Here is a 26,184-nt window from a genome sequence, read left to right as displayed (position 1 = left end):
GTAACCATATTCAGCGCCACACGGGGAACGGCAGACCAGGCCGCACCTGATTGTGTAGGCCCGGTGAAATTACTGACCAGCGTCAGTGCGGCACCGCTTTCCACGGACTTAACTGGAAGCGTATAGGGAACGCCGCCGACAGTGACAACAATAAAATCTCCGGCCGCCACCTCGGTGGTAAACGCGGTCCCGCTGCCCGCGACCGCAGCAGAATTATTCGTCAGGGTTAAGGTTCCTGCTGACATGGATATCTCCTGAATTCAGATAATAAAAAACCCGCCGGAGCGGGTTATTTTTGTATTTCATTGAGGACAATTCGAACTGGTGAAGTTATTTTTATTCACCCATCGCCAGTTAAATGGATAACCGGCCCTGTACTCAGTCTGATTAGCAACCTTTCGCACACCGTAAATGTGCACTGACTGGGGCAGATCACCAGACACAAACTCAGCCTGACAAACCGGTTTCTGTTTCTCAAGAACAGGTCCTGAACACGCTGAAAGCACCAGACAGACAATAACCGGAATTATTATATTTTTCATTTCGACACCAGGGTTAATTATTTAAACAAAAAATAACCAATAGCATTGAATAATAAAAATAGTTTTAATAGATCAATATTCTAAAATTGATCGTTTAAATCGATCGGTTTAATCATATGCGGCTGTGTTTATCGCCGTTATCACAATTCCGCTATTCGTTGACCCTATAGTGGCACCACTGGCGGTGGTTGAACTTTGCCCCCTAATTCTTGTACCACCAGTGTCGTCATGGCAACCAGTCCCCACATCAACGGACTGAAATATTGGCTGTCCACCTGGTGCAGAACCAGCGTGGAGGATGACAGATCCCAGCCCCATCGGATTTACGGCCCATTTGCCTGCCATGTATGTATCAATGTTAAGCCCACCACTTACAGCACCTGGTGAACCAATAGTTGTAAGGTCACTTAATACCCGGGACTCATTCGTAAGTACCAGTGTCCCTTCGGCATCCCATATAGCCACACCCCAGTCCGGAAGGGTAAGCGGATATATGGAAAAAAAATAGGCCTCAAGGACAAAAGCCGACCCCCTGTAATTAGACGCATCAACACTGAACGTATTGCCACTTTTTGAAGCTGATATCTTCGCCGGGGCGCTGGTTCTTGCAAATGCAATCCCTCCCTTCTGACCGTCGATAGTAACAGACGCCGAAGCACTGTTAAAATTACCCCCAAAAATTGAGTTTACAGTGACTTTCCGGTAAAGCGTCATTGGTGTGGAATCAGGCGTGATAAAAGGGTTCCCGTTAGGTAATGAAATCAATGCGCCATATTTAGCCATCTACGCAGTCTCCACAAAAACGATTAACTGTACTTTGACTGCCGGGTAATCATTAATCCCATCACTACCTGAAGGCTGTATTGTTATGGCGTTTCCAGATGCAATAATATTCCTTTTATCTGTGTAACTTATTGTCCCTTTATCCTCCAGAGTACCAACCGCAAAACCAACCTTTAAACCGGGCTCGAGGTTGAACTGGTAGCTTCCCGTTTTCTGACCTAAAGCAAGATCGATGATTCCCACCACGGTTACAGGTTTAATGCCATAGTTATTCGGGACACCGTCAGCGTCCCATGTCTGAATTCCCCATGTCATCAGAACACCCCTGTTAGTTTGCCAATCTGCACGCGAAGAACGCCATTGCCATCTTTAACGTTGTAATTCAGGTTGGTCATTTTCGTTGCGCCCTCCCCGGCAACTGCACCATTCACCTCAAACATGCCATCTGATTTCATGATCGTCCCTGTCTGCCCCGCTACGTAATTAGCTGAATACCATGAGCCAACTTTCGCCAAAGTGAATGACGCATAGTCAATAAATGCTTCGTTAATAAATACCTGACCATTAGAGGTCATGAATGCAGCCTTATAATTACCAGGGTCACTTCCTGAATAAATACCAAACTGATCAGCAGCAAAAACCACAGTCGATTTATAGGTGCTTCCTGAAGGCTCAATGGATATACCAAAACCAGCGTTATAGAGAACATCATTTCTTTTAATGCCAAGATTAAGAGTGTATGAAGCCTTAGCATTACCATTATCTTCAACCTGAGCAGTAAGCTTTTCATTTACCGCCGCCGTTAACTCTCCGTTCGGGCCAATTTGCGCTTGCACATAGGTAGATAAATCAGCTAATCCCTTTTCAGCAGTAGCTACCGTAGTTTTTACTACCAATATATCAGCGCGGACCTCCCCATACTGAGCCCACTGGTGTTCCACGGTTCCGTGGTTTGCCAGCGCATTTGACATGATACCTTCCAGATTAGTATCAACACCCTCCTGAACATTTTTAAACGCATCTGACTCTCGTATTTGCTCATCAATAAGCTCTATCATTCCTGGAATATCAGATGACGCCTGCCCGGATGCTTCAACAAATTCAGATACCCCGAAAGCATTCCTGGTGCGAACATAAACGTAATATGTTTTATCAGCCTGTAGACCATGAAGGGTCCACTGGTTAGAGCGCCCAAGGAACTGAGTCTGGTCTTCAATGTCTGCCGGATTGACGACCTGATTTTGTCCGGAGTACCAGAATTCAAACGAGGTGTCGGTCGTTGCTGTAATGCGCATGACAGGTACCAGGTCAGCAGAGAACAAGCCGGGCGTCCAGATAACACTAGATGGCGCAGGTGGTGCTCCGATAACCATGCTGATTTGTGTCTCTGCGCCTTTCATCCCGTTTTCATTACGACCACGAACACCCAGCGTGTAGCTGCCGGCATTCAGACCAAAAAACTCATAGCGGAACTGGTCTGTTTCGTACTGCGCAACCACTTTCCCGTCATCGGTGTACACATACACTTCAAACACCAGCTTTTTGGTAGTGGTTGCCGTCTCCCATGTTGCAGTAACCTGTACAGTCTCAGAGTTGGTGTTGATGATGCGCAGGTTCTCCACGTTAGGTACGCGGTAACCGTTCAGCGTATCGTTGGGGACCTCAAACACAGCGCCTTCATCAACAATGGCCTGTTTGTTCGGATCATGTTGCGATGCAGTGATGCTGTAGACTGAATTGTTATCCGTCTCTGCAACGCTCAGAATGCGGAAAAGTCTGGTAGAAACGTTGCGGGTAGAAATAGCAAATACAGTGCCGTCACGAACCCATGCTGGCGTTGTTTTCAGCGTCACTATATTGTCGGCAATACTGCCAATTTCAAACTTAACGAACTTCCCGTCACTGCCCATGATCGACATGGTGTCGCCTTCTGATATCAGAGACGAATCAACCGCATCAACGGTAATTTTGTTACCTGCATGCGACATAATGCGGCCACCAAGACGTGCACCAGCATAGTTGTTATCCATGATTTCAACGATGTCACCCGGCGTGAAGTGGATTGCATCGCGCGCCATCTGGAATGACAGTCTGCTGCTCTCGCGCTTCGCTGTTTCCAGCAGCCATTTACCTGCTCGCCATGCCTGGCCTCGGGACGTACACCCAAATGCCTCAATGGTCGTTTCGTTATAGTTTCCACGTGCGATCATCTCGTCGTCGGAAACATACTCTTTCACCTGCTCCCAGCCGTTATCCGGGTCAGTCCATGACACAACAACGGCATTGTATTTCTCTGAACGCTTCACGGAGCTACGTTTGAACTCGCCATCAACTACGTTAGCATTTGTTATTGTCGCAATCGGGTCCTGTGGCGCATCAAGCATGACGGACAGGCGCATCCCGTCCCACAGCGCTATACCGCGAAACATGCTCGCTATCTTGTCAAGAATGTCACGCGCACTCGCCTGATCGGTAATATAAGCATTCAGCGTCATTCTTGGTTCCTGACCGCCGTAGCCGTCATTAACAAGTTGATCGCAATACCGTGAGAGAACATAGAGCGCGCCGTCATCTACATCGATATAACCGGCGCGTTTCGCCAGGCCAAAACGGGTATTCTTCGCCAGTTCACGAAACAGCCACGCCGGGTTGTTAGTCCACGCTTTTTTGAATCCTCCAGTCCACAGGCCTGAATAGGTTCTGGTGATCGGATCGTAGTTGTCAGGAACGTCCACAATCAGGCCACGAAGATGGTATGTCCTGCTTGGGGTATCGGTGTACTGGTCACGGTCGATAACCGCCCCCGCAATAGCAGAAAACGGATAGTTCAGGTTATCGTCAGTGATCTCACTGTAGCTATTCCAGATGGTTCCGTTTGACAGCAAATCACTGGTGCTGTCCGGTGTAATGCGTCTGACTCGAATATCGAACGGTTTGGTTTCTGGCGCATCAATCAGGTGCGCCTCAAGATACTCGCCGGAAATCTTCCCTGGGCCGATAGTAACGTTTTTTTCGATAACCCATCCGGTTGAACCGGTTCGGGACTCGATGACCATAGTTACTGAGGTGTTCTTTTGGTTACCTTTGGTGTCCTGCTCGACCAACCCGGTTGTCCCAATATTAAAACGCACCCGGGTTACATCCTGGTCTGTAATGGTGCGCACCAGCGGTGTATCGTAGGTAACTTCAGTATTGACGATGGTTGTCGCTTCGATTGCAGAGAAACCGTTAATTGGCTCCTGAGTTTCAGAGCCCGGTCGCCATGCAACGCTGACGCCATTTACACTGACGTTTCCGTTTGCATCGGTAACAGGCGTCTTGTTCAGTTTGAATGAAGAAAGGTGCTCCTGGTCTACCGGCCCGTATATTGGGCCTTCCGAAATAAGATCGAGTACCCTGTAAAATTGTTTTGATTTGAGGTTATCGTCGAGGAGTTTCGGGGTTGATGCTTTACCGCCGCCTGAAGACATAGCGCCACCTTAGCTAATTGATTCTGTCCAGTCCTGGTTGTTACTTGTGTCAATACCGAGAGAAATGACGTTCGAGCCGACTTCCATTTCCCCGAGGAGGATTGGCACCGGGTGCCCTTGCCCGACGCGGTTCTCAGCACTGGTAAATGAGTTGTTTGTAAGCGTATTGGTCTCTGCGGCTTCTGCGGAGGTTTTGGTCTTCATGTTGCGTGACATGTAAACCGAGTAAGCTACCGATGCTACAGCCACTGCAAGCGCGACATATGCCGCAACAGTGCCGGTAATCGCCCCCTCGACTATCGGAACGAAAAGGACCACTGAGCCATCTTTAAGGTGGCGGTCCAGATGCCATTGCATCGCAGATGCCTCAACATCCTCGCTCGCCACCCGCACCCGCAGCTTTGTGTTGAGAAAGGCTTTTTTAAATTCGAAATCCTGCGCCAGAAGAAGGCGCAACCCCTGCGCTGGCGTATCAACATTCAGGGATATCTGGCGGTAAAATCGGCGTAAATTGCCTGCAAATTTAAAGATGAGCACTGTTCATGTCTCCAGATTGAATGCGTCTGCTTGATGTATGCCGGGCGCATTTGTTCTCTTCTGCTGAGGTGCCCGGCATGGTCATGGTGAAGCACCAGGTTGTCATGAAGGAGAATCATTGAGTGGCATGGGTCGGCGCCCGGGAATGGCTGCCTGATAATGACGTCGCCCGGTTGTGCATCCTGCATGGACACCTGATAGAAGCCATTGACCGCCATATTGCCGATATATAGATTCTCTCCTCTCAGCCACCATCCGTTAGTCCTTTCGAAGTCAGGAAGGTCGATTCCACAGAGATGGTATGCGTCCCGAAAAAGCGTGTAGCAGTCCATAATGCCGTGCTCGAACCTGCGGCCCAGCAGGAGCGGCACAGGTTTGTATTTCCTCAGTTGCCCGCCTGATGCCAGCCACCATGGTAGCCCGGTCATCACCTGCATCTGCCGGTCAGCACCAGAAAGCACTGGCTGGCTTTGCGGATGCGAATGGAATACCGCTGTAATCTCCCCTTCTTCCTCCGCTGCAAGCCAGTCGTCCTCACTTATGCGGAAGTGATGCCAGGGCTCCGGATGCACATTCCGACAGCGAAACACTCGCTCGTCGTTCAGGATTAGCGCGCACACTTCATCCTGCGACGATGCCGCATAATCGAGTAATTCTTGCATCAGGAGACCTTTTGAGAGCCGGGGAAACTGCTTATTGGCATTGGTTCAGGGCGGGGATAGCGGAACCGGCAACCGATACGCCGGTGGGAGCATTTGTCCTTCGCGGGGTCGGTGGTTGGGTTGTCGCGTTCATCTGCAACAGGCGGCCCGTCATACCCGCACCCCACGCCGCGATACTGCCACTGGCAAACGTCGGCGAGAATGGTGCGGGCCGGGATAATGGCGTTATCGCAGTCAATCGGTGTCGCCAGTTCGTATGTGACCTGCTCGGGAGTTTCTTCCGTCAGGCCTTCTACAATGTAACGAGACACCGCTTCTTTTGTCGGATCAGCGTCAGGGTTGCCATTCGGGAAATTCACCGCATCCAGATTTTTTACTGGAACCTGCCGGCGGGTAATGACAACCCCAGACATATCGTCGAAGTCGTGGTTAATGCCGCTTATCAGACCGGTAACGTTCGCCACAACCATTGTTGGCCTGGCATAGGTCCCTTCGTTCTTTGACTCAAATCCTTCAACTGCTATCGGGTAAGCCTGGTACTGGTTTCCCTGCCAGATAACATTTCCGTAATAACCATTAGTGCCGGAATGGAAGCGGATCAGGTCACCGCCATATGGCTGCAGGTCTGCTTCGAAAAGGTCAATGAAAGCGCCGACTCCGGCATCGACGCTATCAATAATCATACTGGCTGGTATGTCACGCACGGCAAACTCCCATAAAAAAGCCACTCAATGGTGGCTAGTGTCTGTATATCAGCTTGTTACTCAACAATATCCATGGTTAAAGTGTGTGGTTCAGCCCGCCAGTGGTGGGACACTGGTGTTTTCAAATCGGGAGGGATGGCTGATCACCTCTTATGAAAGGAACAATATGACTAAATTTAAGTTTGAGGATGTTGATACCAGCACTCCGCCGAATGCAGAAGATGTAGCCTATGCGCTTATTGCTGCATTTGTGGCGTTATCTTCAACCGTTGTAGGAGAGGATAAAGAAAAACAGGCTGAGTTGTTTAGAAATCTCGATCAAGCGCTAACTTACAATGAAGGAGCGAGCAGCTATATCGAACTTGCCAGAATCGCTCAGGCTACTAAATTCTCCCTAACCGGACAGCAGTAACACCATCAGCCTTTTTAATTTCAACGGCGGCCTGTTTCTGGGCCGCATTTATTGCCCCACCCGGCCGTAGTGCGCTTGCGATCACTCCAGCGGTCACCTTTCGCACAATATCGGTAATTTCTTCAGTATTGCTCTGCTGGGCTGCCATACTCGCAACAGCCATTTCAAGTGCTTCAACTCTTTGCTCTAAAGACATAATTCTCTCCTTATCGTGGTACCTGTTCAAACCTTGCCGTCAGTTCAAATAGCGGCCCCGTTTTTGTCATGCTCCATGAGCGGCAGACAAACAGCTTTCTGATCCCAGTATCTGATGGGGTCCAGTAGAACGCCTCAACCGCGCCCCTGGCTTTAAGGAACGCCTCAGCATCCTTAGCAGAATTACTCCGGCAGGCGCCGCCTACACCTCGAAAGGTGAGGGAGTATTTATCCATTAACGGGTTGATACCCTTCGCCTGCCGCTGCTCGTAACCGTCACCGAGTTTAATAACGGCTACGTTCGGCGCTCGCTCAACGGAGTAGGCTTTCTGCGGTGTCCATGTGAATGTTTCTGGCACAATTACCTCCGTAATAAGCCATTAGGGCGCTGTTGGTCGCGGATAGTATTAAGGCTCACCTTCTTCATCATCTGCGTCATCTTCGCCATAGTCGCATCGTCTATGCCACCGGTGGTCTTGATTTCAAAGGTGATGTGCTGAACCACACCGCCTCCCCCACCCGCCTTGTCAGCCGATATCACCTTCCCTGACTGGTTCGGCATGAAAATCTGCTGACCACCAGCAGTCTGGAAGATTTCAGAACGACCATCCTCGTTGACTCGATAGGCGTTGCCAGCAGATACCGTGCCGCCGTAGCGACGACCGCCAGCAAGAGCCATTCCCTTCGCCGCTAATAGCGATTCTGCGTACGCAGCCTGTCCCACGGCAGCAGCACTACCGTATGTTGCGATAGATGCACTCATAGCAGCAGGCGCCCATGCAGATGCAGCGGCGGTAGCCTGAGCCATTGTCGATGCCAGTGATGCAGCAGCAGCGGCCTGACCCATTAACTGGCTCTTGACCCACTCAATCCCCATTTGCACCAGACTACCGACAACGCTATTCAGGATTGTTGTGCCGATGTTGGCAAATGCTTCCTGTAGACTCTGGGTGCCGCTTATGAGACCAGTCAGAGCATTAGTCGCTCCGCTCTGCAGGCCTTCCAGAGAGGATGCCAGTAACTCATTGGCCTGACTCTGGTTGCGGAAGATTTCCCACTGTGCGGCGATGCGTGCCTGTTCATACTCGGTATCAGCGGCATTCTTCAGCGCAAGAGCATTATCGTGCGCGATGACTCCTTGCTGCTCGAATTGCTGAATTAGCGCTAATTGTTGCGTGTGCTGATTGGCAAGCTGCTGAACTGGATCAGCTTCTGCCACGGCTGATTGCATTGGGCTAACTGCTTGCTGAGAACGTATCTTTGCCAGATTAGCCTGATGTTGTTGCTCTAACACCTCACTGGTTTGATTGTATTGTTGCTGGCTGATTTTTTTCGCATCCAGCGCAGTTTTCAGATCCTGAACATCCTGCCTGTAACTGGCGTTCTCGCGCGCTTCCGGTAATAACTTCTCAGCAGCGGCCTGCGCTTTAAGTGCATTGGCTGTGTCCCAAATTTCGCCTCGATATTTGCCAGCCAGCGCTATTTGTTCCTGGGTGGCACCTTTACCAAGTGATTGCTGTGCTGCGAGAATGGCTTGCTCTCTGCTTAGCTCAGAAGTAGAACCGGCAGCAAGCTCAGACTGCTGCTTCAAATTCGCAAGTTTTTGGGCGATTGCTTCTTGCTGATTAGCGTATTTAGTCGCCTCAGACGTGGCGTCTTTGGTTTCCTTTTTGCCTTTCTGCTGAGCTTGCTGGGCGTCGTATTCAGCAGCAGCCCTTTCCCTCGCCAGTCTGACATCAGCTTCAGTTCCACCAAGTTTTCTGATGTCCTGCTCAGCCTTCAACTGCGCACGTTTACGATCGTTAAGCTCGCTCTGGAGTGTCACCTGATCTTGCAGTTTATCAAGGTAGTCCTGAACGTCTTTCGGACGCTCTACCATCAAACTGCTGGAGTTGAATTTCTCCTTCGCTTTTGCAGCGAAATTAATCATGTCGCCAAGCCTGCCCATCATGCCAGCGGCGACACCCGCTTCCTCCCCATCCCGGCGAAGCAGATCAATACCTTGCCTCATCGTGCCATTGAGCGTGGCGCGTCCAATATTAATGGCGCTTTGGGTCTGGCTAAGCCGATTCTGAGCACGTTCAAGTTCGAGAGTTGCAATCGAAAGTCGGTCTTGTGCTCCGGCTAGTGCCTCCGTCGCCTCCCTCCCCCTCTTAGTATTGCCGTAACGCTCAATTTCACGGTTATAGTTGCTTACTGCGTATGAAGCATCATTAAATTTCTTCTGAGCTTCAGCGACCGCATCGCTAAGGGTCGGCAGGTTCTGGCTTAACTTGCCAATGGTTGCTGCAAGCTCGGTATGCGACATGGTCTGGAATTTGGCGCTCAGATCATTGACGCTATCAGCCAGGTTATTTGCGTCGTTTTTGGCCTCTTTAGCTCGCTGAGAGAAATATAGAATCGCACTGGCCGCTAGCATGGCAGCGCCACCAGCCCCACCTATCAATCTTAAAGCCCTGCTTGCCATACCAGCCCCGGATGATGCTGCCGCTTGAGCTGCGTTACTTGCTACTAATGCTCGATTGTAATTTGCAACAGCAGCAGTAGCCGCTACCCTGGCGACAGACAAGCGTTGCTCGGCAGCGGCGGCATTCGTCGCACTAACCGCTGTCTGCTTCATCATCTCCGCAAGGCGGATCTCGTCCAGCGCCCGTTCTTTTGCGACAGCGGCTGCGCGGAGGTCGGCAGCAGCTTTATTTGCAACGGCTTGCGCCGCCTGCATTTCAGCAGCAGACTGATTTCTTGCAGCTACAGCGGCCTTAACCTTCGCAGCTGTAGCCATTGTCAGTGCGCCAACGTAGCGGCTACCCATTACAGCAGCAGTAGCGGTCAGGATGGCACTAAGAGCGCCGATGTTCTCACTGACGCTGATCACGGCATCGTTAAAAATGGCTGTGCCTGTTTTTACCGTGGAGTTTTCACCAAAGAACTTGGTGATGTTGTTCCCGGCAACCTGCAACGCCTGACTGATAGTTGTCGTGGTATTGGCAAACTCATTGCCGATCGTCACACCCTGTGAAAGTAATCCGTTAACCACAACATCAGTAGTCAACTTCCCAGCGGCGGCCATCTGACGTAACTCTCCAATACCAACGCCCATGGAGTCAGCGAGAGCAACCATCAGCCTGGAACCCTGTTCAGCAACAGAGTTAAACTCCTCCCCTCTCAAAACCCCTGAGGCGATACCCTGCGATAACTGAATGATTGCGTTCTCAGCCTCTTGAGCTGTAGCGCCAGAAACAACAAAGCCCTGGTTGATAATAGTTGTTAGCTTAGCCAGGTCCTCCGCGGAGGTATTATATTGCCGAGTTCCTCGTTCCAGTCGTGCATACAATGTTGCTGTTGCATCAAGGCTGGCTCTGGTTTGCTGCGTGATATTAAATACGCGCTCCATCACATCGACTAGTTGCTCACTTGGCCTGATGGCGTTTGCCAGTTTGTTGTTGAGAGTCGTCCATGCGTCAGCGTATTGAGAAACTTGCTGAACCGACAGGATAGCCATCAGAGAAGTAGCAACCCGGCTCAAAGAGCCGAAGGATGATGTCAACGATGAAGCAGCCTTGTCTGCGCGGTTGAACCCACCTTCCATGCCGTCGGTTACGTTCCGCACCTGCTTGTCAGCGTGTAGCAACTGAGCCGTATCAGCCTTAATTACATATTCAATATCGCCTACGTTCTCGGCCATTTCATTTTCTCCGGGCAATAAAAAACCCCGCCGTAGCGAGGTTTTTTGTTTTATAGATTGTAATTACTTCACTTCGACCAGATGACCAAGACCGTAAATTAGGGTTACATCGTACATTGTTCCGTGGTCGAATATAAATCTACTGGGCTTGTATCCGGTATAGCCGCCATAAGCATTTTTGGCATTAGTCATCACGGGGACTGCCCAGCCAAATCTTACTAATCCTCCCCCAGCTACATTATCTTGACTATAAGCCTTGTAAGGTTTCCCAATCTCAATTTTGGCGCTGTAAGGGTCTAGCAGCCGGGAGGACACGTATTGAGTGATTTTTTCTTTATAGTCTGCAGGAAGCTCTCCATAGCTTGCGCTCGCAATTTGTTGCTGAGATGGTGCTGGAGGAAAGTCGGTTAATTTTGGACCAGCGGAGCAGCCCGCTAAAGTAAATACCAAACTTAAAGTAATAATCAAACTCTTCATATCCCTATCCCCTTTGGTAAATGTGCCAAAAGAGTAGCAGGGATCGGGCGACGACAAAACCCGCAGTTAAGCGGGTTCGGATGTGCGCTTCAATCAGGCAGATTTGGTTGGAAGGTCGTTACGAACCTCTGGTTTCTTGTCGCAGGTAGCGCTGGAGAAATTGTTCTTTGATACCCACTGCCAGTTGAACGGATAGCCGGCGCGATACTGGGTCTGGTTGGCTACGTTACGGATACCATAAATCTGCACAATGGTATTCTGTCCGCCTAACATCGCCACGCCTTCACATATTGGCTCCTGCTTTTCCAAGATTCCTGCACAACCAACGAGAAGCCCAGCGCAGATCATAATAATTGGTAGTTTTTTCATTCCCTTATCCATCTACACCTTTTTAGGTATTATCCTATAGCCATAGACTAAATGAGTAAACGACAACCACCCCCTCAATCTTTGTGGTTTTTCAAATGCTCTATCACCGATTTTCCGCGCCATTGCGGATCTCTGATGGCCGTCAATTTTCTGGCGGCTTCTTTTTCTCAGTGAATGCCCGGCAAATACATCTGCACCTCATCAGCAACGCGATCACGCGCTGCATGGAGTAGCTTTTTGCGTCCGCCAACTCCCCACCGGGCCATCTGGCTAGCACACTGGCTAATCGCTTTGGTTTCGGTATTAATCACATGGTCGATTTTGTTGAGGCGAGACATGGCATTAATGCCGAGGCGAACTACTGTTCTGAAAACCTCGTATACCTCAATTTCAAATTCGGGCTTAATCCAGGCCGCGTAGCGAATAGCCAGAAGTTCAACGCCCCATGCCCCACTTTGATCACCACCTTTTATTACCCTAAGTGGTTGATTTTGTTCCAAAGCACTTTTTAGTGCTTTGGATTTGAGGGCTTTTACGAAACGTTTGATCTGGGCGCTGCGGAGAAAGACGCTGGGTCTTTGTGACTCGGTGGCTTCGCCGTTGGCTACTGCCGCAGCATGAAGATCGTTAAGACTGTATCGCCCTTCGTCATCGACACGAACGGAAATGCCGTTTACTGCTACGGTGGGATATTGCATGAGGTTTACCTATAGAAAGTGAGCCTGTCACACAGAGATAGCCGCCCCAGAGTACAACTAACTCTCAGGCTCGCTTTCTGTAGGCTCTAGGATTATAACGTGCGCGTGTGAAGCGCGTTGGGTTTATTGCAGGTATAAAAAAACCCCGCGTGTGCGAGGCTTTTTGTGTTGTTCCGAAGTTGATTAATGCGGCCCGCTCCGTTGCGCGTCGATCGCCAGCATTTGCTCTGCCCAGTCCATTACTTCGTCGTACTTCTCCTGAGTCGGCACTTTTGCTTTTTCCTTCTGCGGGAATTTTGCATTCATTGCCGCGCGGAAGCTGGTCATTGTCATGTTCCAGGCGTCTGACTCACCCATGCCGAGGTGAGCAACAGCGGTATAGACGAATGACCGTACATCAAATTTGTCGCTGTATTCTCCCTTCTTACCTTCGAACTCTTCCGGTGGCTGGTCGCCCATTACGCCATGAAGCATCAGGTGGCGAGCAAGGTGGATAACATCCTCAATCGGAATGGCTCCCGGCTTGAACAGCAGCCGTCCTGCCGCGTTCACCGAGTACGAACCAATCACCTCTGCAATGTTACCTTCTGAGCAATGCCGGACTACGCTGGCAGCCGACGCAGCCATTTCAGCAAAGCAACGAGCGTTAACAGCCTTCAGAGTCTGGATATCGGCGATATGGTGTTTCGGATAGTGCCCGGCATGAACCTTCACGAAAGCATCAACAATCTGTTCCGGTGAGCCGATGCGCGACATAGCGAGGAATGACGGATTGAGGAATATCTCTTTGCCACCCGCCAGAATGACAGCCTGCCCGATATCGGTTATTGCTTTCATGAAGCCCCTCAGAGGATAAGGGGCCGAAGCCCCTCATGGTTATTCCGCATTGACAATAACTGTCGCAGCCCCGGACGTTACGCTTCCTGCTGTCGTGGACGATATCTGACAGGTGTATGAGCCAGCATCGCCAACTACCGCACTTGCTTTTGTGTACGTTGCTGATGTCGCGCCACTGATATCTTCGCCATCGCGCTTCCACTGGTAAGTCAGCGCCGAGGCATCAGAAACCGTCGCGGCCACTGACAGATTCAGCGCATCACCAACGGTCAGCGTACGATTCTGCGGCTGAGTAGTGATGGTAATCACCGCGCCGACGTCGCGTACATCAACCTGTCCCGCACTGGATGCTTCGATAGACCAGGTGGCGACATCGTCGTGCGGCGCTTCATCGCCCCATGACGTCACCATGAACGGACCTTCGGTGATATCGTTAGGGGAGATGATTTTGAACCACACATACGGCTGGTTGCTGGTCTCTGCCGGCGGATTATAGACATGACGCTTCAGTGCATTCTGCGCGTACACATCTTCTTTGCGGGTAACACCGTCACCTGAGAACGAAATATTCTTATAGGTAACAAGATTTTCCTGAGTAAATGCGGCGCTCATATCGCCGGTTGCATCTGCGGTTTCCCATTCAGCATTTACTGTTTTGCCGCGCATCATGCCGAGTCGACGGTAAGCGCTTGCGGTGGGTTGTATTTCCGGGCAGCCAATCGCGTAATAAACGACGACATCGCGCCCTGTGAATGCACCTGATTCACATCCGGCCATAATTAATTATCTCCGTGTTATCGGGAAATGATGGTTTGAAAAGAAATGTCGAAGAGGTAACGACCCTCTTCTGTTTTGATGGCGGTGATGCCGCCGATTGGCTGCATAGAGATGATGCACTCAGTTTTGTAGTCGTCGATCATCGCCTGGCGGATGGCATCGGCGCGGTCTTCAACTTGGTTTATGTTGCTGTCGTCTTGGCCTGACAGGATGAGGATGCGGAAATAATCGCGGGTTATCGCATCTTCTGGCTTGCCGCCGCCGTTCTGCTGGATAACAAGGTATCTTTCCCCCTCTGTATTCTCCAGCTCGTTCCAGAAACGCTTCTGAACACGATAACCAACATCAAAGCCATGCGACTGCAGCCACGCCCTCAGCGCATCATACACTTCGCTACGCGTCATACTTTGTATCCTTGCTTGATGATGGCCTTAATCTCGTTGAGGCCGTCACGCTCGAAGCCTTTGGTCAGGAACCCCGGTTCAGCATCAGGATCCCAATAATTGCCTTTCCCCGTTCCACCACCGAATTCTTTTCCGGCGCGAGTTCTGCCAAAATGTTCACGTGGCTGACCTTTTAGCTTCCCTGACATGCCATGAACGGCGGCAGCGTATGCAGCCGTGTACCCAACCTTTCCCTGCATCCCTCCAGATATAGGTTCAAGCTTTCTGTACTGGCTGTTGATGAGCGTGGAGGTGTCAATGGGAGTAAGTAGTGCTGCATGAGACGATCCTACAATCATGACCTCGGTCAGCACTCTTTCTGTGCGTGGCCCGGCAATTTCTGCCAGCACCTTGCGGGTGTTCATCTGAACACGCTTGATACCTTTAACGGGCATGATTACCTCACGTCAGAATTTTGTGGTCCGGTTCTTCTTCGAAGAATGACATATCCCACTCGGTCACCGCTTTGATGACGTTCGCGCCAGCTTTCAGGGGATCGGCCTGCGACGTGGTATCACCTCTGGCGATGTACCAGTCACGCTTTGGCATGATTACATCGACGCCGTTACGCTTCAGTTCCGTGAAGAAAATCAGGTTCGTGGTGAACTCTTTCCCGCTGACATCTACAGCAACTTCATTGTTCGCCGTCCAGGTGCAGTCAATCAGGTAGGGAATTCCGTTTGTCCAGGTGCTGTTCCAGTCGTCGTAGACGCGCGGGTAGATTGTCGCAACGTTGGTGTAACTCCAGCGCGCTGTTTCAGACATTGCCATCCTCCCACCGGATCACCTCCGGTTTCTCCGCTGCAACCTTCCGGCACAACAGATACCAGTCACCGTTGCTTTTGACATAGCCGGTAACGCGCTTACCACTGTCGGTCATCACCCAGACTTTGACGAACGGCTCAGGCAATCGCTTCTTAACCGATACCCATGCCATTACTTACTCCCACACATACATCCACCTCGGCCAATCCAGATACCAGCAAACGCTGTATTGGTCGGGTCAGGAGGGATGAGGTCATTAGCACAGCCGTGTTTGTCAGCGCCACGCAACAGTGCCAGCGCCCCTTTCCATCGGTCGGGAAACGACTGATATCTAAATGAACGAGATGCACCGTTGGGTCCTGTCTGGGAACTGATGTACTTATCGCCTTGCCCTAGGCCCATCAATGCAAGCAAATACATCTGGATTGCCAACGCCTTTGATGCCGGGTAATGCGCATCGAGGCATTCCTGAATGCTGTTAACATCGTCCACTAACGCCTGAAGCATGAAGTCCGGGATGGTAATGCCCTGACTTTGAAAATACTCCTTGGCCTTCTCCAGCGTTACCATAGCTATTCCAGCCCTGATAATTTATTGAGTTGCAGATCGCAAAGCGCGCGAAGATGCTTCAGGAGAATCAGTCGTTCCACGCTCGACGAGTCTTTAACCAGTTCGGTGGTACTGGATATTGCCAAACTGATCTCATTGGCGACGCTCAACGATGAAATCTCAGCAAACTGCGTGTGCGGCAATGGTTGCTTCATATCTTCTGGGATCATGTTATGCACCTTATTAGCCCCGCCGGAGCGGGGCATAAAAAAACCGCCTTAGCGGCGGCCGTTATTCAGTGGGGAAAAGCTTTTCGAGTTCGCCTTCCGGCAACAATTCGCTGAGTTTTTCAGCGCCCAGATTGCCTTTGAACTCAATACCCAACTCGGTCAGTCGCGCGGCGATAATCTCTTTTCGGGATTTCACATCCGTACCTGCATCTGGCGTCGCCGGGGTTAGTGCAGCGTCAGAGAGTTTCATAACATGAGGCTTCAGCGCAGGATGCAGTTTTTCAATTTCAACCACATCACCGACCTTCACTCCATGCCATGCTCTGGTTACCTGGTATTTAGCCATGTTGTTCTCCTTATGCCAGATTCGCACCGTAAACCACGCCGGACAGGCCTTCGCCGTCTTTCTTAATTTGCAAACCCTCAGCGCTCATAATCTGGAAATTATAATTCGACTGGGGCATTGGGCGCGGCAGAGGGACAACGCCGACTGCCATACCGACCAGCGGAGAAATCACGTCCTGACGACGCTCGTAAGCGAGGAATTCATTACCGGAAAGCGCGTAGGTCATCTGAATAGACTTAGCAGGAATGAACTTGCTGATAGCATCCAACACCGTGCCGCTAAGCAGCGCATTCGTACCCGTATTGATATCCACAAGGTACGGCTTAGCCATATTTGCCCACACTTCTGGGCTCACCCACAGTTTGTCGTAAGCAGTAACCTTGTTACGGCGGGCGGTCATGCCAAACGGGCCTGTCGGGCCAAAGAACGCCAGAAGTTGCGCCGGGGTTGCATTGGTGATGTCGATATTGGCACCGCCAGCACCGCTACCCAGATTGATCTTCTGAGTGTTGCGGTGGTTTTTCATACCCTGCGCTGGCAGACCATCAACCACGATACTGGCATCGCCGTTCAGGTAGAAATTGACGCGTTTTTTGTGGAATTTGCGCATCTTGACCGACTGCGACTCCAGAGCCAGATCGATGCCGACAGTGCTCAGCCCGGCAGCATGGCGCCAGTTGACGCCGTAACCAGCAGTGAATACCGGAATCGGATCGCCATCTGAACCGAATTCGGTGTGGTCGAAGGAATACGGCGACTGGCCATCAATGCTGACAGAGACATCATCAGCGATATCGCCGGAGACGTTATACAGCTTTGCTGTTTTGCCGATCGGAAGTACGGTCTGCACACCCATCAGGTCATTGACGATTTCCATGCCAACTTCCTGATCGCGCATCTGGATAATCTGGCGGTCAATTTCGGCCCAGAATTCACGAGTAAAGCCACCGATGGCATTCGCTGCCAGCATTTCATGCGTCATGCGCGTGCGGTACGCGTTGACCATCATGTCGTGCTGGGCGTTAAAGATGTCACGGTTGGCCCACAGCTCATTCCAGTGACCTCGCAGGCGTCCGTTAGTAGCCAGTGTTTCAGCGGTAAAATACATTATTTTTCTCCTGATTAAGCGCCAGCACCTGCAGCGGCTACGGTACCGACGCGCATGCGCACGCGGATGAAATCGGTAGTGCTGGCTGCGATAGTCGCATCGTCCTGGCTATAGCCAATCACCGAATCAGTATCTGCAGTAGCTTTGGTAAATTGCCCATTACTACCCAGTTTGATTGGATCGTCTTTGGCGTATGTGCCCGCCACACACAGCAGCGCCAGCTCGCGGCCTTCTTCAACATAGTTACCCACAGCGGCGTCTCCGGCTGGCACTGCTTCAGTGATTTTCAGACCCTGATGATAGGCAACGTCGATGATGTAGAGACGACCAGCCAGCGCAGTCGCCTGCGCAAACTCATTGTCGCCATTGATGACTGCTGCGGTACCTGGCAGCAAGGCTGCGGCAGTAACACGGGTTTCGGTCTTGTACAGAGACTGACCGTCAATATTAACGCGACGATAACGTGCCATTAGTCTGGCTCCTTATTTGAAATATTCGGCAGGGTTCGGCGCACCGGTTACTTTCTGCTGTTGCGCAGAGTTGGTGCCCAGCGGCGCGGATTCACCGATTGTTTTAAACATCGCGTCCAGCGCTTCACCTGACAGTGCATTGGCCACAATCTCGCCGTGAACTTTTGCCACCGCTTCACGCTTCGTTTTCTCTTCGGCGCGGGAGTTGGCAGTCAGGGCTTCAGAAAGTTGCTGCTGGTTCGTCTGGATAGCTGCAATGCTTTCACTCAGAGGCTTAATGGTCACGTCGTTATTAGCGGCGATGGCCTCACCAACGATTTTGCGAAGCAGTTCTGTATCTTCTTTGGTTAAAGGCATGTCGCCCTCCGTTTTGTGGTTTGTTGCAGGCTGTTCCTGCGGTGTGAATAGAGCTTTGAATTTGTTTGCGGCGATGGTTACCCAGGACTCTTGCCGGGCAACTGCCGTTCCTGAATCGTCGAATTTAATTTTTCCGCCGTCGCTGGAATATCCGTACACCTCAGCCTTGCCACCATTGCGGACGATCACCACTTGTGTGTCGGTAAAATCCGCTACCCAGGCATATTCCTCTGGACCGGATGCAAATTTCTCTCTTACAGCCCGGTCAAGTCGGCTCTCGCGCTCGCGATAAGATTCACCGATCAATGCTCCAGAGTTTGGTTGTAGAGATATTGCCTGATCTGCATTCACCATCAGTCCGACGCCTTTTTCAGGCCCGGCTGCCGGTGGTTCGTCGAGAAGGATTGCGTCATGATCAATTGAGTGAATCTTTACTACCCAATCAGCACCCTGCTTTTTGAGTTCTTCAGGGGCGGGGATCTGCTCACGATAGACAGCAACACTCGACCAGATAGGCTCTGATGATTCACCGTTCTCCAGTGCAGTAATGCGTCCCATAAGGCGCTGACCGCCAGGTGATTCCATCGCGCGCTCAACATCCACCCACTTTTCTGAATAAACACGGTTTCCTTTCAGGCTCACGTTTCGATTCCACGCGCCGATGAAGCCCGTACACAGCCCTTCAGGTGAGAATGCAGAAACATGATGACCATCAACCGTGGGATGACCTAGCGGCGCGATCGTCCCCTCCATGCTCTGATAGTTAGCGGCTATCTCTGCTTCTGGATAGAACTCCCTGTTCATAATCACGTTGGCGGGAAGCGTGTAACTTGGGATCACCACATGCTCTCGCCCGTTATATGTCTCCCGACGAATAGACTGGCTGTTTACTTTGGTGTTTACCTGAATTTGAGATGGCATGAGTTAACCCTTAGCCCATTGATAACCACGGGCTTTCATTGTGTTAAATGTTTTCTGAGCCTTATCGACGATGGTGTCGCTTAACGGCTTGCCGTTTTCATCAACCAGTATCGCGATCGTGGAGCATTTGCAGTTCACGCTGTTTGCATCCTTAGCCCACCACTTCCGCTGTTCTTCTGCGGTGTACAGGTGAGCGTGGCGCGCGGCATGCGTGCTACGGGTCGTCGGGCTTAGCGCTGATATATGCATCTGCTTTGTACGGATGCCATATTGCTCCCTGGCTTCGTCGTCCTCGTCCAGGCGCCCACGGCGCAGCGCGGTGGTAATCTCCGTCCGGGCAATACGATTAGCCCGACGAGACTCAATTCCCGTCTGCTCAGTGATGCGTTTCGCTATTTCCAGCGGGTTCTGTCCGCGCCCAAGCCCATCGGTCAGTATCCTCGCCATGTCGGCTTTCACAGTGGCGCTGAGGTTCTTCATTTCCTCGAAGGTACGCGCCCGAACCAGAATCAGCCTGCGCCGGTACGGCTCACTCAGAAGGATTGTCGATATGCTTTCCTGTCCTGCCGCATATACTGCTGACTGTTGTGACAGATTGGCGAACTCCTGCGCCGTGCCGCGTTGATACGCAGGATTGACGTAATCAGTCCAGAACCAGAACCCCGTCTCGTTATCCGCACCCAATATCTCATCCACCAGCAATGAGGCATTGCTGAGAAGCATTGATAACTGAGTGGAGTCAAGGTCGAAGGTGTAACGCTGGTTTACTGATGGTGATGCAGGAATGCGGTCGAGAATGTCCTTGTAGGCTTTGCTGATACGCTTCATTCGCCTGGCGAACTCGTTCATTGCTCCGCGCTCAAGGCGGTCAGCACCTGTCGGATCTTTAAGGTTTCCGGGTAGTATCGGTGACTTTGCCTTCGTCATCGTCATCATCTCCCTCGGCAAGAGGTTTTGGTGAACCCTCATATCCGGCCGCCACACGAATCTCTTCACTTGTGAAAGGCTGCTCACCAGTTGCCAGGGACACATTGTTTATCTGCGCCATCTTCTGCGCGGCATCCAGTTTTTCACTGTCGGTTTGCGCATTAAGATCGTCCCAGATTACTGTTTTCTGCCCTATCGGGTCGATAATGCCGAGATCGATTAGCTTGTCGCAGAAGTCCTCAATCTCGAATGACAGGCCGCCACGGCGAGACTGGCAGCGGGCATTGAAGTATTTTTGGTCCTCGGTGCTTGCCCTTTCACCCGTCTGCATCCCAACCAGAACTTTTACAGGTATATCAACAGATGCAGCGAAGGTTTGTAGGTTCACATCATAAGTTGCGGTCGGATCAGCTACGGCAGTAACAAGTGGCGTTACGGTGGCCCCCTGCGTCGTCATCAAAACGTCATTGCCACGGTTTATCTCACCTGCAACCTCATTAAATTTCTCTTGCAACTCATCAACTGACACCCCATACAGTGACGCGAGGTTGTTGAAGTCGATTTCCTTTTCGAAATTAACATTAAGCTGTCGTGCAGCATTTTTGAGGAAAGACTCACCAGAACCACCTTCAACCTTCTCAAGGCTCACCGCTGCGTTGTAACCAGGCTCAAGGAAGCCAATAGCGTCGTTAGAGTAGTCACCAAGGATGAAAACGCGACCTGGATGGATATCGACACGACGAGAGGAACCGTTGGGTAGAATCTCTGTGTATTGCCACATCTTGGGCTGGCCGTAGTTCTTTGAAACCAGTCCGTCATGCCATTCGCTTACTTTCAGCGAGTCAGCCCATGCAATACTGACTTTCTCCAGACCGCGTCCTTTCGTTGGTTCCAGATTCCATGATTTATTGTCACGGATATGGAGGAGAATCCCTGCATAGCGACCAACGAGACGCCGACGATCGGCATCAAGGAACGCGCGCCAAAGTCGGTTAGTGAAAACCTGCTTTGTATTGGACTCCCATTGCGTCTCCTTGCGAGCTTCATCAGACTTCTCACCCTCAATAATCTCAGGGTTTGATTGCCAGCATTTACCAACAAGCTTTTCGACAGCGCCGTGAGCAATACCACCACGGCGGTAGAGCTTGTAGAGGTCGCCGAAGGTTAATTCTTCTTTGAAACCGTATTCGCACCATGCTGAATTTCGCTTGGCGTCCAGACCCATCGAAGGGTTAAGCAGCTCCATGCGGGCGCGCGCCATCCGCGCATTGTTCAACGCATGGTTGACGGCGAGAGTGAGGTTTTTATTCATAGCGTGCCCGTTATTGAATAGCTTTATGCAACGTTCTGGCGATGGTTTTAACCTGTCGCACGTTGCCACGACCTCGCGATTTAATGACCTTGCGAACACCTACCTGCTTCATAATTGCTTCCACTCCACCAGCCTTAACCTGCGTGCAGGAGATGTTGCCAATTTTCTTTGACTCAAAATAAACACTACTCATGTGGATTCCTTACCTGCTATTTGGCGGTGGTGAAATCGGCCCATTTGGTATGCTCTTGGCACATGGTTGATAACCAGACAGCCCCTTTCTCCTGCGTTCGCAACCCCGGCATTTACATGCTTTAGTCATAACTATCTACCTTGTAGGCGCTTCGGAATCATCATTCCCATCGACTGAGGCTTACGCTTGATATAGCCATCCAGACCGTACCGGACTCCATCCCAACAGTGGTTGTTCTTGTCCTCGATAATCGGCAACACTTCACCGGTGATCCGGTCTGTTTTGTATGAATAAAGCCGAGCCTCTTTCGCCGTTTCTTTGCATCGAGGGTGGATGATGATTTTTTTGAATCCGCGCAGGCAGGTAATGCCGTCCTCAACGCTGCCCTGCCATTTCTGAGCGGCAGATATATTGAAGCCCTGTCCTTTGATATGGCTGATGGTTTCCGGCCGAGAGTTATCAGCTTTGATAGGCCATTTACGCGCTTCTGGGATGCCTGGGAATCTAGACTCGTCGGTAACCTTCCAATCAACAAGTTGCTTCGGCGTGGCGTCGGTTTTCCCAGCGTAGAACTTCCACATATCGTCGAGTTCAACGCCATTACCGTATGCCTCGTACTCGATGTAGAGGTTACTGTCCAGAATGAACATGCGGATAAGCGTACTGGGGTCTTTTGCGAAGCCGAAGTCAGCACCAAACAGCAGGCGCTCTGATTTCTTCCAGAGATCGTCTTCGAAGCTCTGCACGACGTATTTATTGGCCAGCACTTGCTTATCGGAGTTCTCCAGATAAGCGCCCTCCCAGATCCACGCGTAATCTGCGTAATCGAGGTTTTCCAGGTCTTCGAGGCGCTCCTCTTCGAGCACCTCCGGGAACCAAGGATTGTCGCTGAAGTTCATCTCGACAATCATCGAGCTTTTCGGCGGGTTCTTTCTGAAGAGCTTGTCAGTAGCGCTGCCGTCTTTCTCCGGGTTCCACGTCACCCAGATTTCAGAGCCCTTCTCACGCACCGTCGGGCGTAGCTTCTTCCAGGCCGTCGCCGATACCGACTCAGCCTCATCGACCCAGGCAACCAGAATTCGCGCTTTAGATTTTATGCTGTCGAGATTGTGGCGCAGGCCGCAAAACACGTAGCTGACATTGCGGTTTTTGGTGCGAATGTACTTTTCGCCAATATCGAAGTAATCATCAAGCCACGGAACAGACCGGATAGCCTGTTTAACTTCCTCCATCGACGACTCTTCGAGGGAGTTCATAAACTCACGCGCGCAAAGGATAACGCCGCTCAATCCGCTCTCAGCTGCCTGGTAAGCCTTAACCGCACTCATTAGCGCGAATGTCCGTGTCTTTGCCGAACCACGACCGCCATGCGCGCCGCGGTATCGAACACCCTCGGTTGCGAACACTGGAACGAGCTTCGCCGGGATTTGTAGGTCAACCTGACTTTCCATTAGTTGGCTCTACTCCTACCAGTCTGATCGTCGTTGGCCGCGGCGACATGCTTCCGTCCGGGCTGGTGTGCTCGACCTTCTGTTTATTGCTGTATGCTTCACCGACCTCTTTCGCCGCCTGCTCCAGCAGTTGCGCCGTCATGCCGATGTTTTTCATGTTCTCGGAGGTCACAGACATTCGTTGCAATACGCGGAGCCGATAAGCCTTATTAGCGATCGGGATATCGGAAATTTCATTCTGGAAGCGTTCGCGGGTTTCGTTGAACATCTCCACCCATTTTTTCGCCAGGCCTTTGCCGTTAGCTTTTGTCGGGTCGTGGGATTCAACCTGCTGACGGGGGATCGTGATGCCGAATTCTTTTTTGACAGCCTCCACCACCTGAGAAGGGGTATCGAAGCACGCAAGCGATTGAACGATGAAGGCTTTGACCTCACCTTTTAATGCCGCCATAGCTTACCTGCCCGTCATAATCAGTCATAAAATCAAGCCAGTTTCAGCATGCACGTTCCGCACGCTCTGGCGATGTTAAGTTTTGCCACCTCTGCAGGTTGATTGGCTGCGTCCACCAGTTCTTGCACGTCAGTGCTCGCCCCGTATCTACGCACAACACCAACGAACTCTTCAACGTCGTGGCCGCGCAGTGTTAGTACTGGCTGCCCAGTCTCTTTGTTGAACTTAGGTGCGCCGAAATCATCAGTGGCCTGGGCAATGTGGTAAAGCTCATGCTCTACCAATGCGCAGAACTCGAGGTCGCTGCATTGTGAACAATAATCGGCGGCCAACGTGATGATGAACTTCGGGATGCGCCCAAACCATTCATACATCTGCTGTTCCATTCTTGCTTTTTGCCAACCACCGGCACGGAGCATTACCTGTTCGGCCTGACCAAAAACATATCGCCCTTTTTTCGCGAACGATTCTGAAGCCCACATAAAGCACAAATCAGCCTCAATTAAATGGGCGTGGTCAGGATTATGTATGCTTCCGCTATCGCTGAGGATTTGTCGGCTTATCCACTCATGCACTTCATTGGCGGGGATCAATCTGGTGTAGGGCTGCCAGTTATCGGGGCCAATGAAATTAACTGGTGGAAGTGGGCGTTGCGGAAGCTCACTCGAAGCCGTTTTTGCCATAAATATCTCTAGCCTTTATAAAGTTGTCAGTACATATTGGTTAGGCAAATCAATGGGGCGCTAGCGTCATGGCATCCCTATCTACAAGTTAAGACGATCAATTTCTGTTTTGATATGGAGGATTAAATGTCTGAAAAATTGGAAGATGGAACCGTTGTCCAATTGAAGTCCGGTGGCCCCCTGATGACCGTAAGCTACTTTGATGACGAACGTGATCAGTACTATTGCGAATGGTTCGTTAAAGATGAACGGAAATCAGGATTTTTCAACGGGACCTCTCTCGCTAAGTCGGACCACTGAGAATCAGCAATATTAACGCCACATTATCGAAGCCACTCTTCGGAATGGCTTCTGTAATGCCGTCAGGCCTCGCTAGCCAGTTCAACTAAATCTTTGAAGTCCTGGCACATATCCAGTCGATGACCATGATCATCGACAAAGTTATAACTTTTGAATAGCTCTACGATTTCCTCGGGACTCTTCCCATTCAAACGAGGAAACTGCTTTGATTCGTCAACCTGTTTCATCTTCAAATCTCCAATCAGTAGGTTATGACCAAGCCACTTCAACGCTGGAAATTGCATTCCATAGCAGTGGCATTTATCAATACTCTCGGGTTCCTTCTGCCGTGCACACGGCGCTAATGAATGCACCGTCAAAGGGTCAGTATTTTGATGCCCACATCAAAAAAGCTGGCTACCCTTATCGCAAAGTTGGCTAACAGCTAGCGGGGATTCGTCCCCGCTTTTTGCCACTTCCCGTTATTTGACTCTCTCACCGAGTCGTAAATCCGCTCACACGTCATTCCGGCGCGGTAGCGTTCGTCAGCGATTCCAGCATAACGTTTAGCTTCTGCTGCAATATCTCCGAGCATGTCGGCGAGCATTCTGGCGTCGGCGTTGGTTGTTTTGCTTCGGACGGTAGCGGCAAGATCTGCGGTGTGCTTTGCGGCGTCCAGGCTGGTAGCGAGTTTTTTTGCTTCGGTGCGCAACTGGCTAACAGTGGCAGACAGACCAGCAGCAGTGGCAGCAGATTTTGCGGCTTGTGCTTGTGCATCTTTTACGGCCTCATCACGGGCAATAATGCGCCCTTGTTCAATCATGCGGGCTGCGGTCTGCGCGTTCGCTGTTTGCGATGATTCTGCGCTGTCACGTTCCGCCCACTTCTTTTCCCAACCGCGGCTGCTCCATACGCTACCGGCGATGAATGCAACGGCCACCAGCAACGAAATAGCAATGAACTGACAGCGCAGGTTCACTGGTCTATCCCCCAGCACGTCAGCGCGCTTTCCTGATCTCGTCGCTCTACCTGCCCATAGCAGCCATTTTTCTGGCCTTTGGTCAGACGACAGTCGCGGCCACCGTCTTTTATCCACCAGCGGATCGCTTCACAGGCTCCTTTACGGTCGCCAGCATTGATGCGCTTATAGAACGTAGACGGGAAACATTTCCCGGGGCCAATGTTGTAAGGGCAGAAAGAAGCGATACCAGCTTTCTGCGGCTCGGTCAGCGGAACTTTTATATTTCGCTCAACCCACGCCAGTGCCTTATCACGCTCAATGGCGTTTACCTGAGCGCATTTCTCAGCAGACAGCTTCATACCCTGAACTACTGGTTTGCCATCAACCATCGTGGCGCCACGGCAAATCGTCCAGAGCCCGCCGCCGTCTCGATACGCCTGCTCGCTATTACCCTCCTTCTCATCCAGAAACTGATCGAGAATCACGGGCGCGGATGCCCCGGCAAGAATCAAACCAACGACCGCTGCGCTCAGCTTATTCCTCAGCTTTGGTGGCATACCCATTGCGCCGATCCTCCCGTTCTTTCCAGC

36 protein-coding genes and 1 pseudogene are annotated in these 26,184 nt (G+C 51.2%); 3 read left to right on the top strand and 34 right to left on the bottom strand.

Translation table 11 applies throughout. The annotated features are described in order from the left end of the window. From OGY72_RS04505 to OGY72_RS04470, 8 genes and pseudogenes are all read right to left on the bottom strand, one after another. Window positions 1-245 (bottom strand): annotated as a pseudogene (locus OGY72_RS04505) (phage tail fiber protein); the annotation flags it as partial. A gap of 57 nt (window positions 246-302) precedes the next feature. Beyond that, window positions 303-542 (bottom strand): phage exclusion lipoprotein Cor, encoded by a 240-nt coding sequence (gene cor / locus OGY72_RS04500; protein WP_286547092.1) that lies wholly within the window; start codon window positions 540-542, stop codon window positions 303-305. Between the two features lie 108 nt (window positions 543-650). Further along, a complete protein-coding gene (locus OGY72_RS04495; protein WP_286547091.1) occupies window positions 651-1,325 on the bottom strand; it encodes a hypothetical protein in 675 nt (224 codons plus the stop codon). Then, complete coding sequence (locus tag OGY72_RS04490) at window positions 1,326-1,640, bottom strand: hypothetical protein (protein ID WP_286547089.1); 315 nt, start codon at window positions 1,638-1,640, stop codon at window positions 1,326-1,328. Further along, window positions 1,640-4,795, bottom strand: a complete 3,156-nt coding sequence (locus OGY72_RS04485) for a TipJ family phage tail tip protein (protein WP_286547087.1) — start codon at window positions 4,793-4,795, stop codon at window positions 1,640-1,642. The genes OGY72_RS04490 and OGY72_RS04485 overlap by 1 nt, the downstream gene beginning before the upstream one ends. Window positions 4,796-4,804: 9 nt before the next feature. After that, window positions 4,805-5,332 (bottom strand): tail assembly protein, encoded by a 528-nt coding sequence (locus OGY72_RS04480; RefSeq protein ID WP_286547084.1) that lies wholly within the window; start codon window positions 5,330-5,332, stop codon window positions 4,805-4,807. Next, window positions 5,275-5,994 (bottom strand): C40 family peptidase, encoded by a 720-nt coding sequence (locus OGY72_RS04475; protein ID WP_286547082.1) that lies wholly within the window; start codon window positions 5,992-5,994, stop codon window positions 5,275-5,277. The genes OGY72_RS04480 and OGY72_RS04475 overlap by 58 nt, the downstream gene beginning before the upstream one ends. After that, window positions 5,994-6,698 (bottom strand): phage minor tail protein L, encoded by a 705-nt coding sequence (locus OGY72_RS04470; RefSeq protein ID WP_286547080.1) that lies wholly within the window; start codon window positions 6,696-6,698, stop codon window positions 5,994-5,996. Before OGY72_RS04470 ends, OGY72_RS04475 begins: the two co-directional genes overlap by 1 nt. Window positions 6,699-6,864: 166 nt before the next feature. Here OGY72_RS04470 and OGY72_RS04465 point away from each other — a divergent pair, with 166 nt between their 5' ends. Next, complete coding sequence (locus OGY72_RS04465) at window positions 6,865-7,110, top strand: hypothetical protein (RefSeq protein WP_286547077.1); 246 nt, start codon at window positions 6,865-6,867, stop codon at window positions 7,108-7,110. Here the strand turns inward: OGY72_RS04465 and OGY72_RS04460 are convergent. The 24 genes from OGY72_RS04460 to OGY72_RS04345 all read right to left on the bottom strand — a co-directional run bounded on the left by OGY72_RS04460 (window position 7,082) and on the right by OGY72_RS04345 (window position 24,354). Continuing rightward, window positions 7,082-7,306: a hypothetical protein gene (locus OGY72_RS04460; RefSeq protein WP_286547074.1), complete on the bottom strand. Its 225-nt coding sequence runs from the start codon at window positions 7,304-7,306 to the stop codon at window positions 7,082-7,084. The genes OGY72_RS04465 and OGY72_RS04460 overlap by 29 nt on opposite strands. A gap of 10 nt (window positions 7,307-7,316) precedes the next feature. Then, a complete protein-coding gene (locus OGY72_RS04455) occupies window positions 7,317-7,664 on the bottom strand; it encodes a phage tail protein (protein ID WP_286547071.1) in 348 nt (115 codons plus the stop codon). 2 nt (window positions 7,665-7,666) lie between these two features. Beyond that, window positions 7,667-10,990: a tape measure protein gene (locus OGY72_RS04450; protein WP_286547068.1), complete on the bottom strand. Its 3,324-nt coding sequence runs from the start codon at window positions 10,988-10,990 to the stop codon at window positions 7,667-7,669. Between the two features lie 63 nt (window positions 10,991-11,053). Then, the gene (locus OGY72_RS04445; protein WP_286547066.1) at window positions 11,054-11,467 is read right to left on the bottom strand and encodes a hypothetical protein; all 414 of its coding nucleotides are present in this window, start codon (window positions 11,465-11,467) and stop codon (window positions 11,054-11,056) included. 93 nt (window positions 11,468-11,560) lie between these two features. Further along, window positions 11,561-11,836, bottom strand: coding sequence for a phage exclusion lipoprotein Cor (gene cor, locus OGY72_RS04440; RefSeq protein ID WP_286547064.1), 276 nt, complete (start codon window positions 11,834-11,836; stop codon window positions 11,561-11,563). Between the two features lie 167 nt (window positions 11,837-12,003). Next, the gene (locus tag OGY72_RS04435) at window positions 12,004-12,534 is read right to left on the bottom strand and encodes a KilA-N domain-containing protein (protein WP_023306064.1); all 531 of its coding nucleotides are present in this window, start codon (window positions 12,532-12,534) and stop codon (window positions 12,004-12,006) included. A 183-nt stretch (window positions 12,535-12,717) separates the two neighbouring features. Further along, a complete protein-coding gene (locus OGY72_RS04430) occupies window positions 12,718-13,371 on the bottom strand; it encodes a DUF6246 family protein (RefSeq protein ID WP_286547060.1) in 654 nt (217 codons plus the stop codon). Window positions 13,372-13,410: 39 nt separating this feature from the next. Next, window positions 13,411-14,148 carry a phage tail tube protein gene (locus tag OGY72_RS04425; protein WP_286547058.1) on the bottom strand — a complete coding sequence of 246 codons (738 nt, stop codon included), beginning with the start codon at window positions 14,146-14,148 and terminating at the stop codon, window positions 13,411-13,413. 17 nt (window positions 14,149-14,165) lie between these two features. After that, window positions 14,166-14,552 (bottom strand): phage tail termination protein, encoded by a 387-nt coding sequence (locus tag OGY72_RS04420; protein WP_071697823.1) that lies wholly within the window; start codon window positions 14,550-14,552, stop codon window positions 14,166-14,168. Beyond that, the gene (locus OGY72_RS04415; protein WP_058679056.1) at window positions 14,549-14,986 is read right to left on the bottom strand and encodes a hypothetical protein; all 438 of its coding nucleotides are present in this window, start codon (window positions 14,984-14,986) and stop codon (window positions 14,549-14,551) included. Before OGY72_RS04415 ends, OGY72_RS04420 begins: the two co-directional genes overlap by 4 nt. A 7-nt stretch (window positions 14,987-14,993) precedes the next feature. Next, window positions 14,994-15,356, bottom strand: a complete 363-nt coding sequence (locus tag OGY72_RS04410; protein ID WP_286502386.1) for a hypothetical protein — start codon at window positions 15,354-15,356, stop codon at window positions 14,994-14,996. After that, window positions 15,349-15,528: a hypothetical protein gene (locus OGY72_RS04405; protein ID WP_286502385.1), complete on the bottom strand. Its 180-nt coding sequence runs from the start codon at window positions 15,526-15,528 to the stop codon at window positions 15,349-15,351. Before OGY72_RS04405 ends, OGY72_RS04410 begins: the two co-directional genes overlap by 8 nt. After that, window positions 15,528-15,926, bottom strand: a complete 399-nt coding sequence (locus OGY72_RS04400; protein ID WP_286547052.1) for a DUF7370 family protein — start codon at window positions 15,924-15,926, stop codon at window positions 15,528-15,530. The genes OGY72_RS04405 and OGY72_RS04400 overlap by 1 nt, the downstream gene beginning before the upstream one ends. A 2-nt stretch (window positions 15,927-15,928) precedes the next feature. After that, window positions 15,929-16,135, bottom strand: a complete 207-nt coding sequence (locus OGY72_RS04395; RefSeq protein WP_181540803.1) for a hypothetical protein — start codon at window positions 16,133-16,135, stop codon at window positions 15,929-15,931. A 61-nt stretch (window positions 16,136-16,196) separates the two neighbouring features. Further along, window positions 16,197-16,481, bottom strand: coding sequence for a hypothetical protein (locus OGY72_RS04390; protein WP_181216636.1), 285 nt, complete (start codon window positions 16,479-16,481; stop codon window positions 16,197-16,199). A 10-nt stretch (window positions 16,482-16,491) separates the two neighbouring features. Then, on the bottom strand, window positions 16,492-17,589 hold the full coding sequence (locus OGY72_RS04385; protein WP_071684690.1) for a major capsid protein: 1,098 nt from the start codon (window positions 17,587-17,589) through the stop codon (window positions 16,492-16,494). Window positions 17,590-17,603: 14 nt separating this feature from the next. After that, window positions 17,604-18,059, bottom strand: a complete 456-nt coding sequence (locus tag OGY72_RS04380; protein WP_286547049.1) for a gp53 minor capsid family protein — start codon at window positions 18,057-18,059, stop codon at window positions 17,604-17,606. 12 nt (window positions 18,060-18,071) lie between these two features. Next, on the bottom strand, window positions 18,072-19,337 hold the full coding sequence (locus tag OGY72_RS04375; protein ID WP_286547047.1) for a hypothetical protein: 1,266 nt from the start codon (window positions 19,335-19,337) through the stop codon (window positions 18,072-18,074). A gap of 3 nt (window positions 19,338-19,340) precedes the next feature. Further along, window positions 19,341-20,270 carry a phage minor head protein gene (locus tag OGY72_RS04370; protein ID WP_286547094.1) on the bottom strand — a complete coding sequence of 310 codons (930 nt, stop codon included), beginning with the start codon at window positions 20,268-20,270 and terminating at the stop codon, window positions 19,341-19,343. Then, window positions 20,224-21,576, bottom strand: coding sequence for an anti-CBASS protein Acb1 family protein (locus OGY72_RS04365; protein ID WP_213758603.1), 1,353 nt, complete (start codon window positions 21,574-21,576; stop codon window positions 20,224-20,226). The genes OGY72_RS04370 and OGY72_RS04365 overlap by 47 nt, the downstream gene beginning before the upstream one ends. Before the next feature lie 10 nt (window positions 21,577-21,586). Continuing rightward, on the bottom strand, window positions 21,587-21,769 hold the full coding sequence (locus OGY72_RS04360; RefSeq protein WP_213758604.1) for a hypothetical protein: 183 nt from the start codon (window positions 21,767-21,769) through the stop codon (window positions 21,587-21,589). 131 nt (window positions 21,770-21,900) lie between these two features. After that, window positions 21,901-23,220, bottom strand: coding sequence for a PBSX family phage terminase large subunit (locus OGY72_RS04355; RefSeq protein WP_213758605.1), 1,320 nt, complete (start codon window positions 23,218-23,220; stop codon window positions 21,901-21,903). Next, complete coding sequence (locus OGY72_RS04350) at window positions 23,204-23,671, bottom strand: DUF2280 domain-containing protein (RefSeq protein WP_213758606.1); 468 nt, start codon at window positions 23,669-23,671, stop codon at window positions 23,204-23,206. Before OGY72_RS04350 ends, OGY72_RS04355 begins: the two co-directional genes overlap by 17 nt. A 32-nt stretch (window positions 23,672-23,703) precedes the next feature. Continuing rightward, window positions 23,704-24,354 (bottom strand): putative metallopeptidase, encoded by a 651-nt coding sequence (locus tag OGY72_RS04345; RefSeq protein WP_286547037.1) that lies wholly within the window; start codon window positions 24,352-24,354, stop codon window positions 23,704-23,706. Window positions 24,355-24,480: 126 nt separating this feature from the next. Between OGY72_RS04345 and OGY72_RS04340 the strand changes: the two genes are divergently transcribed. Together OGY72_RS04340 and OGY72_RS04335 are read left to right on the top strand one after the other, a co-directional pair. Next, the gene (locus OGY72_RS04340; protein WP_286547035.1) at window positions 24,481-24,654 is read left to right on the top strand and encodes a YodC family protein; all 174 of its coding nucleotides are present in this window, start codon (window positions 24,481-24,483) and stop codon (window positions 24,652-24,654) included. A 205-nt stretch (window positions 24,655-24,859) separates the two neighbouring features. After that, on the top strand, window positions 24,860-25,075 hold the full coding sequence (locus OGY72_RS04335; RefSeq protein ID WP_071891841.1) for a KTSC domain-containing protein: 216 nt from the start codon (window positions 24,860-24,862) through the stop codon (window positions 25,073-25,075). A gap of 3 nt (window positions 25,076-25,078) precedes the next feature. Here the strand turns inward: OGY72_RS04335 and OGY72_RS04330 are convergent, their stop codons facing one another. Continuing rightward, window positions 25,079-25,630 carry a DUF2514 domain-containing protein gene (locus OGY72_RS04330; protein WP_286547033.1) on the bottom strand — a complete coding sequence of 184 codons (552 nt, stop codon included), beginning with the start codon at window positions 25,628-25,630 and terminating at the stop codon, window positions 25,079-25,081. Then, window positions 25,609-26,157, bottom strand: a complete 549-nt coding sequence (locus OGY72_RS04325; protein ID WP_200011096.1) for a lysozyme — start codon at window positions 26,155-26,157, stop codon at window positions 25,609-25,611. The genes OGY72_RS04330 and OGY72_RS04325 overlap by 22 nt, the downstream gene beginning before the upstream one ends. Window positions 26,158-26,184: the final 27 nt, after the last annotated feature.

Origin of the sequence: Citrobacter sp. Cpo221, from assembly GCF_030332345.1 — a bacterium.
Classification (GTDB): Bacteria; Pseudomonadota; Gammaproteobacteria; order Enterobacterales; family Enterobacteriaceae; genus Citrobacter; species Citrobacter portucalensis.
This window is presented reverse-complemented; position numbering and strand designations above follow the sequence as displayed.

Bases quoted from the DNA above. Each gene is read 5' to 3' on its own strand.
- cor (WP_286547092.1), bottom strand. From the start codon at position 542: ATGAAAAATATAATAATTCCGGTTATTGTCTGTCTGGTGCTTTCAGCG.
- OGY72_RS04495 (WP_286547091.1), bottom strand. From the start codon at position 1,325: ATGGCTAAATATGGCGCATTGATTTCATTACCTAACGGGAACCCTTTT.
- OGY72_RS04490 (WP_286547089.1), bottom strand. From the start codon at position 1,640: ATGACATGGGGAATTCAGACATGGGACGCTGACGGTGTCCCGAATAAC.
- OGY72_RS04485 (WP_286547087.1), bottom strand. From the start codon at position 4,795: ATGTCTTCAGGCGGCGGTAAAGCATCAACCCCGAAACTCCTCGACGAT.
- OGY72_RS04475 (WP_286547082.1), bottom strand. From the start codon at position 5,994: ATGCAAGAATTACTCGATTATGCGGCATCGTCGCAGGATGAAGTGTGC.
- OGY72_RS04465 (WP_286547077.1), top strand. From the start codon at position 6,865: ATGACTAAATTTAAGTTTGAGGATGTTGATACCAGCACTCCGCCGAAT.
- OGY72_RS04460 (WP_286547074.1), bottom strand. From the start codon at position 7,306: ATGTCTTTAGAGCAAAGAGTTGAAGCACTTGAAATGGCTGTTGCGAGT.
- OGY72_RS04450 (WP_286547068.1), bottom strand. From the start codon at position 10,990: ATGGCCGAGAACGTAGGCGATATTGAATATGTAATTAAGGCTGATACG.
- OGY72_RS04445 (WP_286547066.1), bottom strand. From the start codon at position 11,467: ATGAAGAGTTTGATTATTACTTTAAGTTTGGTATTTACTTTAGCGGGC.
- cor (WP_286547064.1), bottom strand. From the start codon at position 11,836: ATGAAAAAACTACCAATTATTATGATCTGCGCTGGGCTTCTCGTTGGT.
- OGY72_RS04435 (WP_023306064.1), bottom strand. From the start codon at position 12,534: ATGCAATATCCCACCGTAGCAGTAAACGGCATTTCCGTTCGTGTCGAT.
- OGY72_RS04430 (WP_286547060.1), bottom strand. From the start codon at position 13,371: ATGAAAGCAATAACCGATATCGGGCAGGCTGTCATTCTGGCGGGTGGC.
- OGY72_RS04425 (WP_286547058.1), bottom strand. From the start codon at position 14,148: ATGGCCGGATGTGAATCAGGTGCATTCACAGGGCGCGATGTCGTCGTT.
- OGY72_RS04420 (WP_071697823.1), bottom strand. From the start codon at position 14,552: ATGACGCGTAGCGAAGTGTATGATGCGCTGAGGGCGTGGCTGCAGTCG.
- OGY72_RS04415 (WP_058679056.1), bottom strand. From the start codon at position 14,986: ATGCCCGTTAAAGGTATCAAGCGTGTTCAGATGAACACCCGCAAGGTG.
- OGY72_RS04410 (WP_286502386.1), bottom strand. From the start codon at position 15,356: ATGTCTGAAACAGCGCGCTGGAGTTACACCAACGTTGCGACAATCTAC.
- OGY72_RS04405 (WP_286502385.1), bottom strand. From the start codon at position 15,528: ATGGCATGGGTATCGGTTAAGAAGCGATTGCCTGAGCCGTTCGTCAAA.
- OGY72_RS04400 (WP_286547052.1), bottom strand. From the start codon at position 15,926: ATGGTAACGCTGGAGAAGGCCAAGGAGTATTTTCAAAGTCAGGGCATT.
- OGY72_RS04395 (WP_181540803.1), bottom strand. From the start codon at position 16,135: ATGATCCCAGAAGATATGAAGCAACCATTGCCGCACACGCAGTTTGCT.
- OGY72_RS04390 (WP_181216636.1), bottom strand. From the start codon at position 16,481: ATGGCTAAATACCAGGTAACCAGAGCATGGCATGGAGTGAAGGTCGGT.
- OGY72_RS04385 (WP_071684690.1), bottom strand. From the start codon at position 17,589: ATGTATTTTACCGCTGAAACACTGGCTACTAACGGACGCCTGCGAGGT.
- OGY72_RS04380 (WP_286547049.1), bottom strand. From the start codon at position 18,059: ATGGCACGTTATCGTCGCGTTAATATTGACGGTCAGTCTCTGTACAAG.
- OGY72_RS04375 (WP_286547047.1), bottom strand. From the start codon at position 19,337: ATGCCATCTCAAATTCAGGTAAACACCAAAGTAAACAGCCAGTCTATT.
- OGY72_RS04370 (WP_286547094.1), bottom strand. From the start codon at position 20,270: ATGACGATGACGAAGGCAAAGTCACCGATACTACCCGGAAACCTTAAA.
- OGY72_RS04365 (WP_213758603.1), bottom strand. From the start codon at position 21,576: ATGAATAAAAACCTCACTCTCGCCGTCAACCATGCGTTGAACAATGCG.
- OGY72_RS04360 (WP_213758604.1), bottom strand. From the start codon at position 21,769: ATGAGTAGTGTTTATTTTGAGTCAAAGAAAATTGGCAACATCTCCTGC.
- OGY72_RS04355 (WP_213758605.1), bottom strand. From the start codon at position 23,220: ATGGAAAGTCAGGTTGACCTACAAATCCCGGCGAAGCTCGTTCCAGTG.
- OGY72_RS04350 (WP_213758606.1), bottom strand. From the start codon at position 23,671: ATGGCGGCATTAAAAGGTGAGGTCAAAGCCTTCATCGTTCAATCGCTT.
- OGY72_RS04345 (WP_286547037.1), bottom strand. From the start codon at position 24,354: ATGGCAAAAACGGCTTCGAGTGAGCTTCCGCAACGCCCACTTCCACCA.
- OGY72_RS04340 (WP_286547035.1), top strand. From the start codon at position 24,481: ATGTCTGAAAAATTGGAAGATGGAACCGTTGTCCAATTGAAGTCCGGT.
- OGY72_RS04325 (WP_200011096.1), bottom strand. From the start codon at position 26,157: ATGGGTATGCCACCAAAGCTGAGGAATAAGCTGAGCGCAGCGGTCGTT.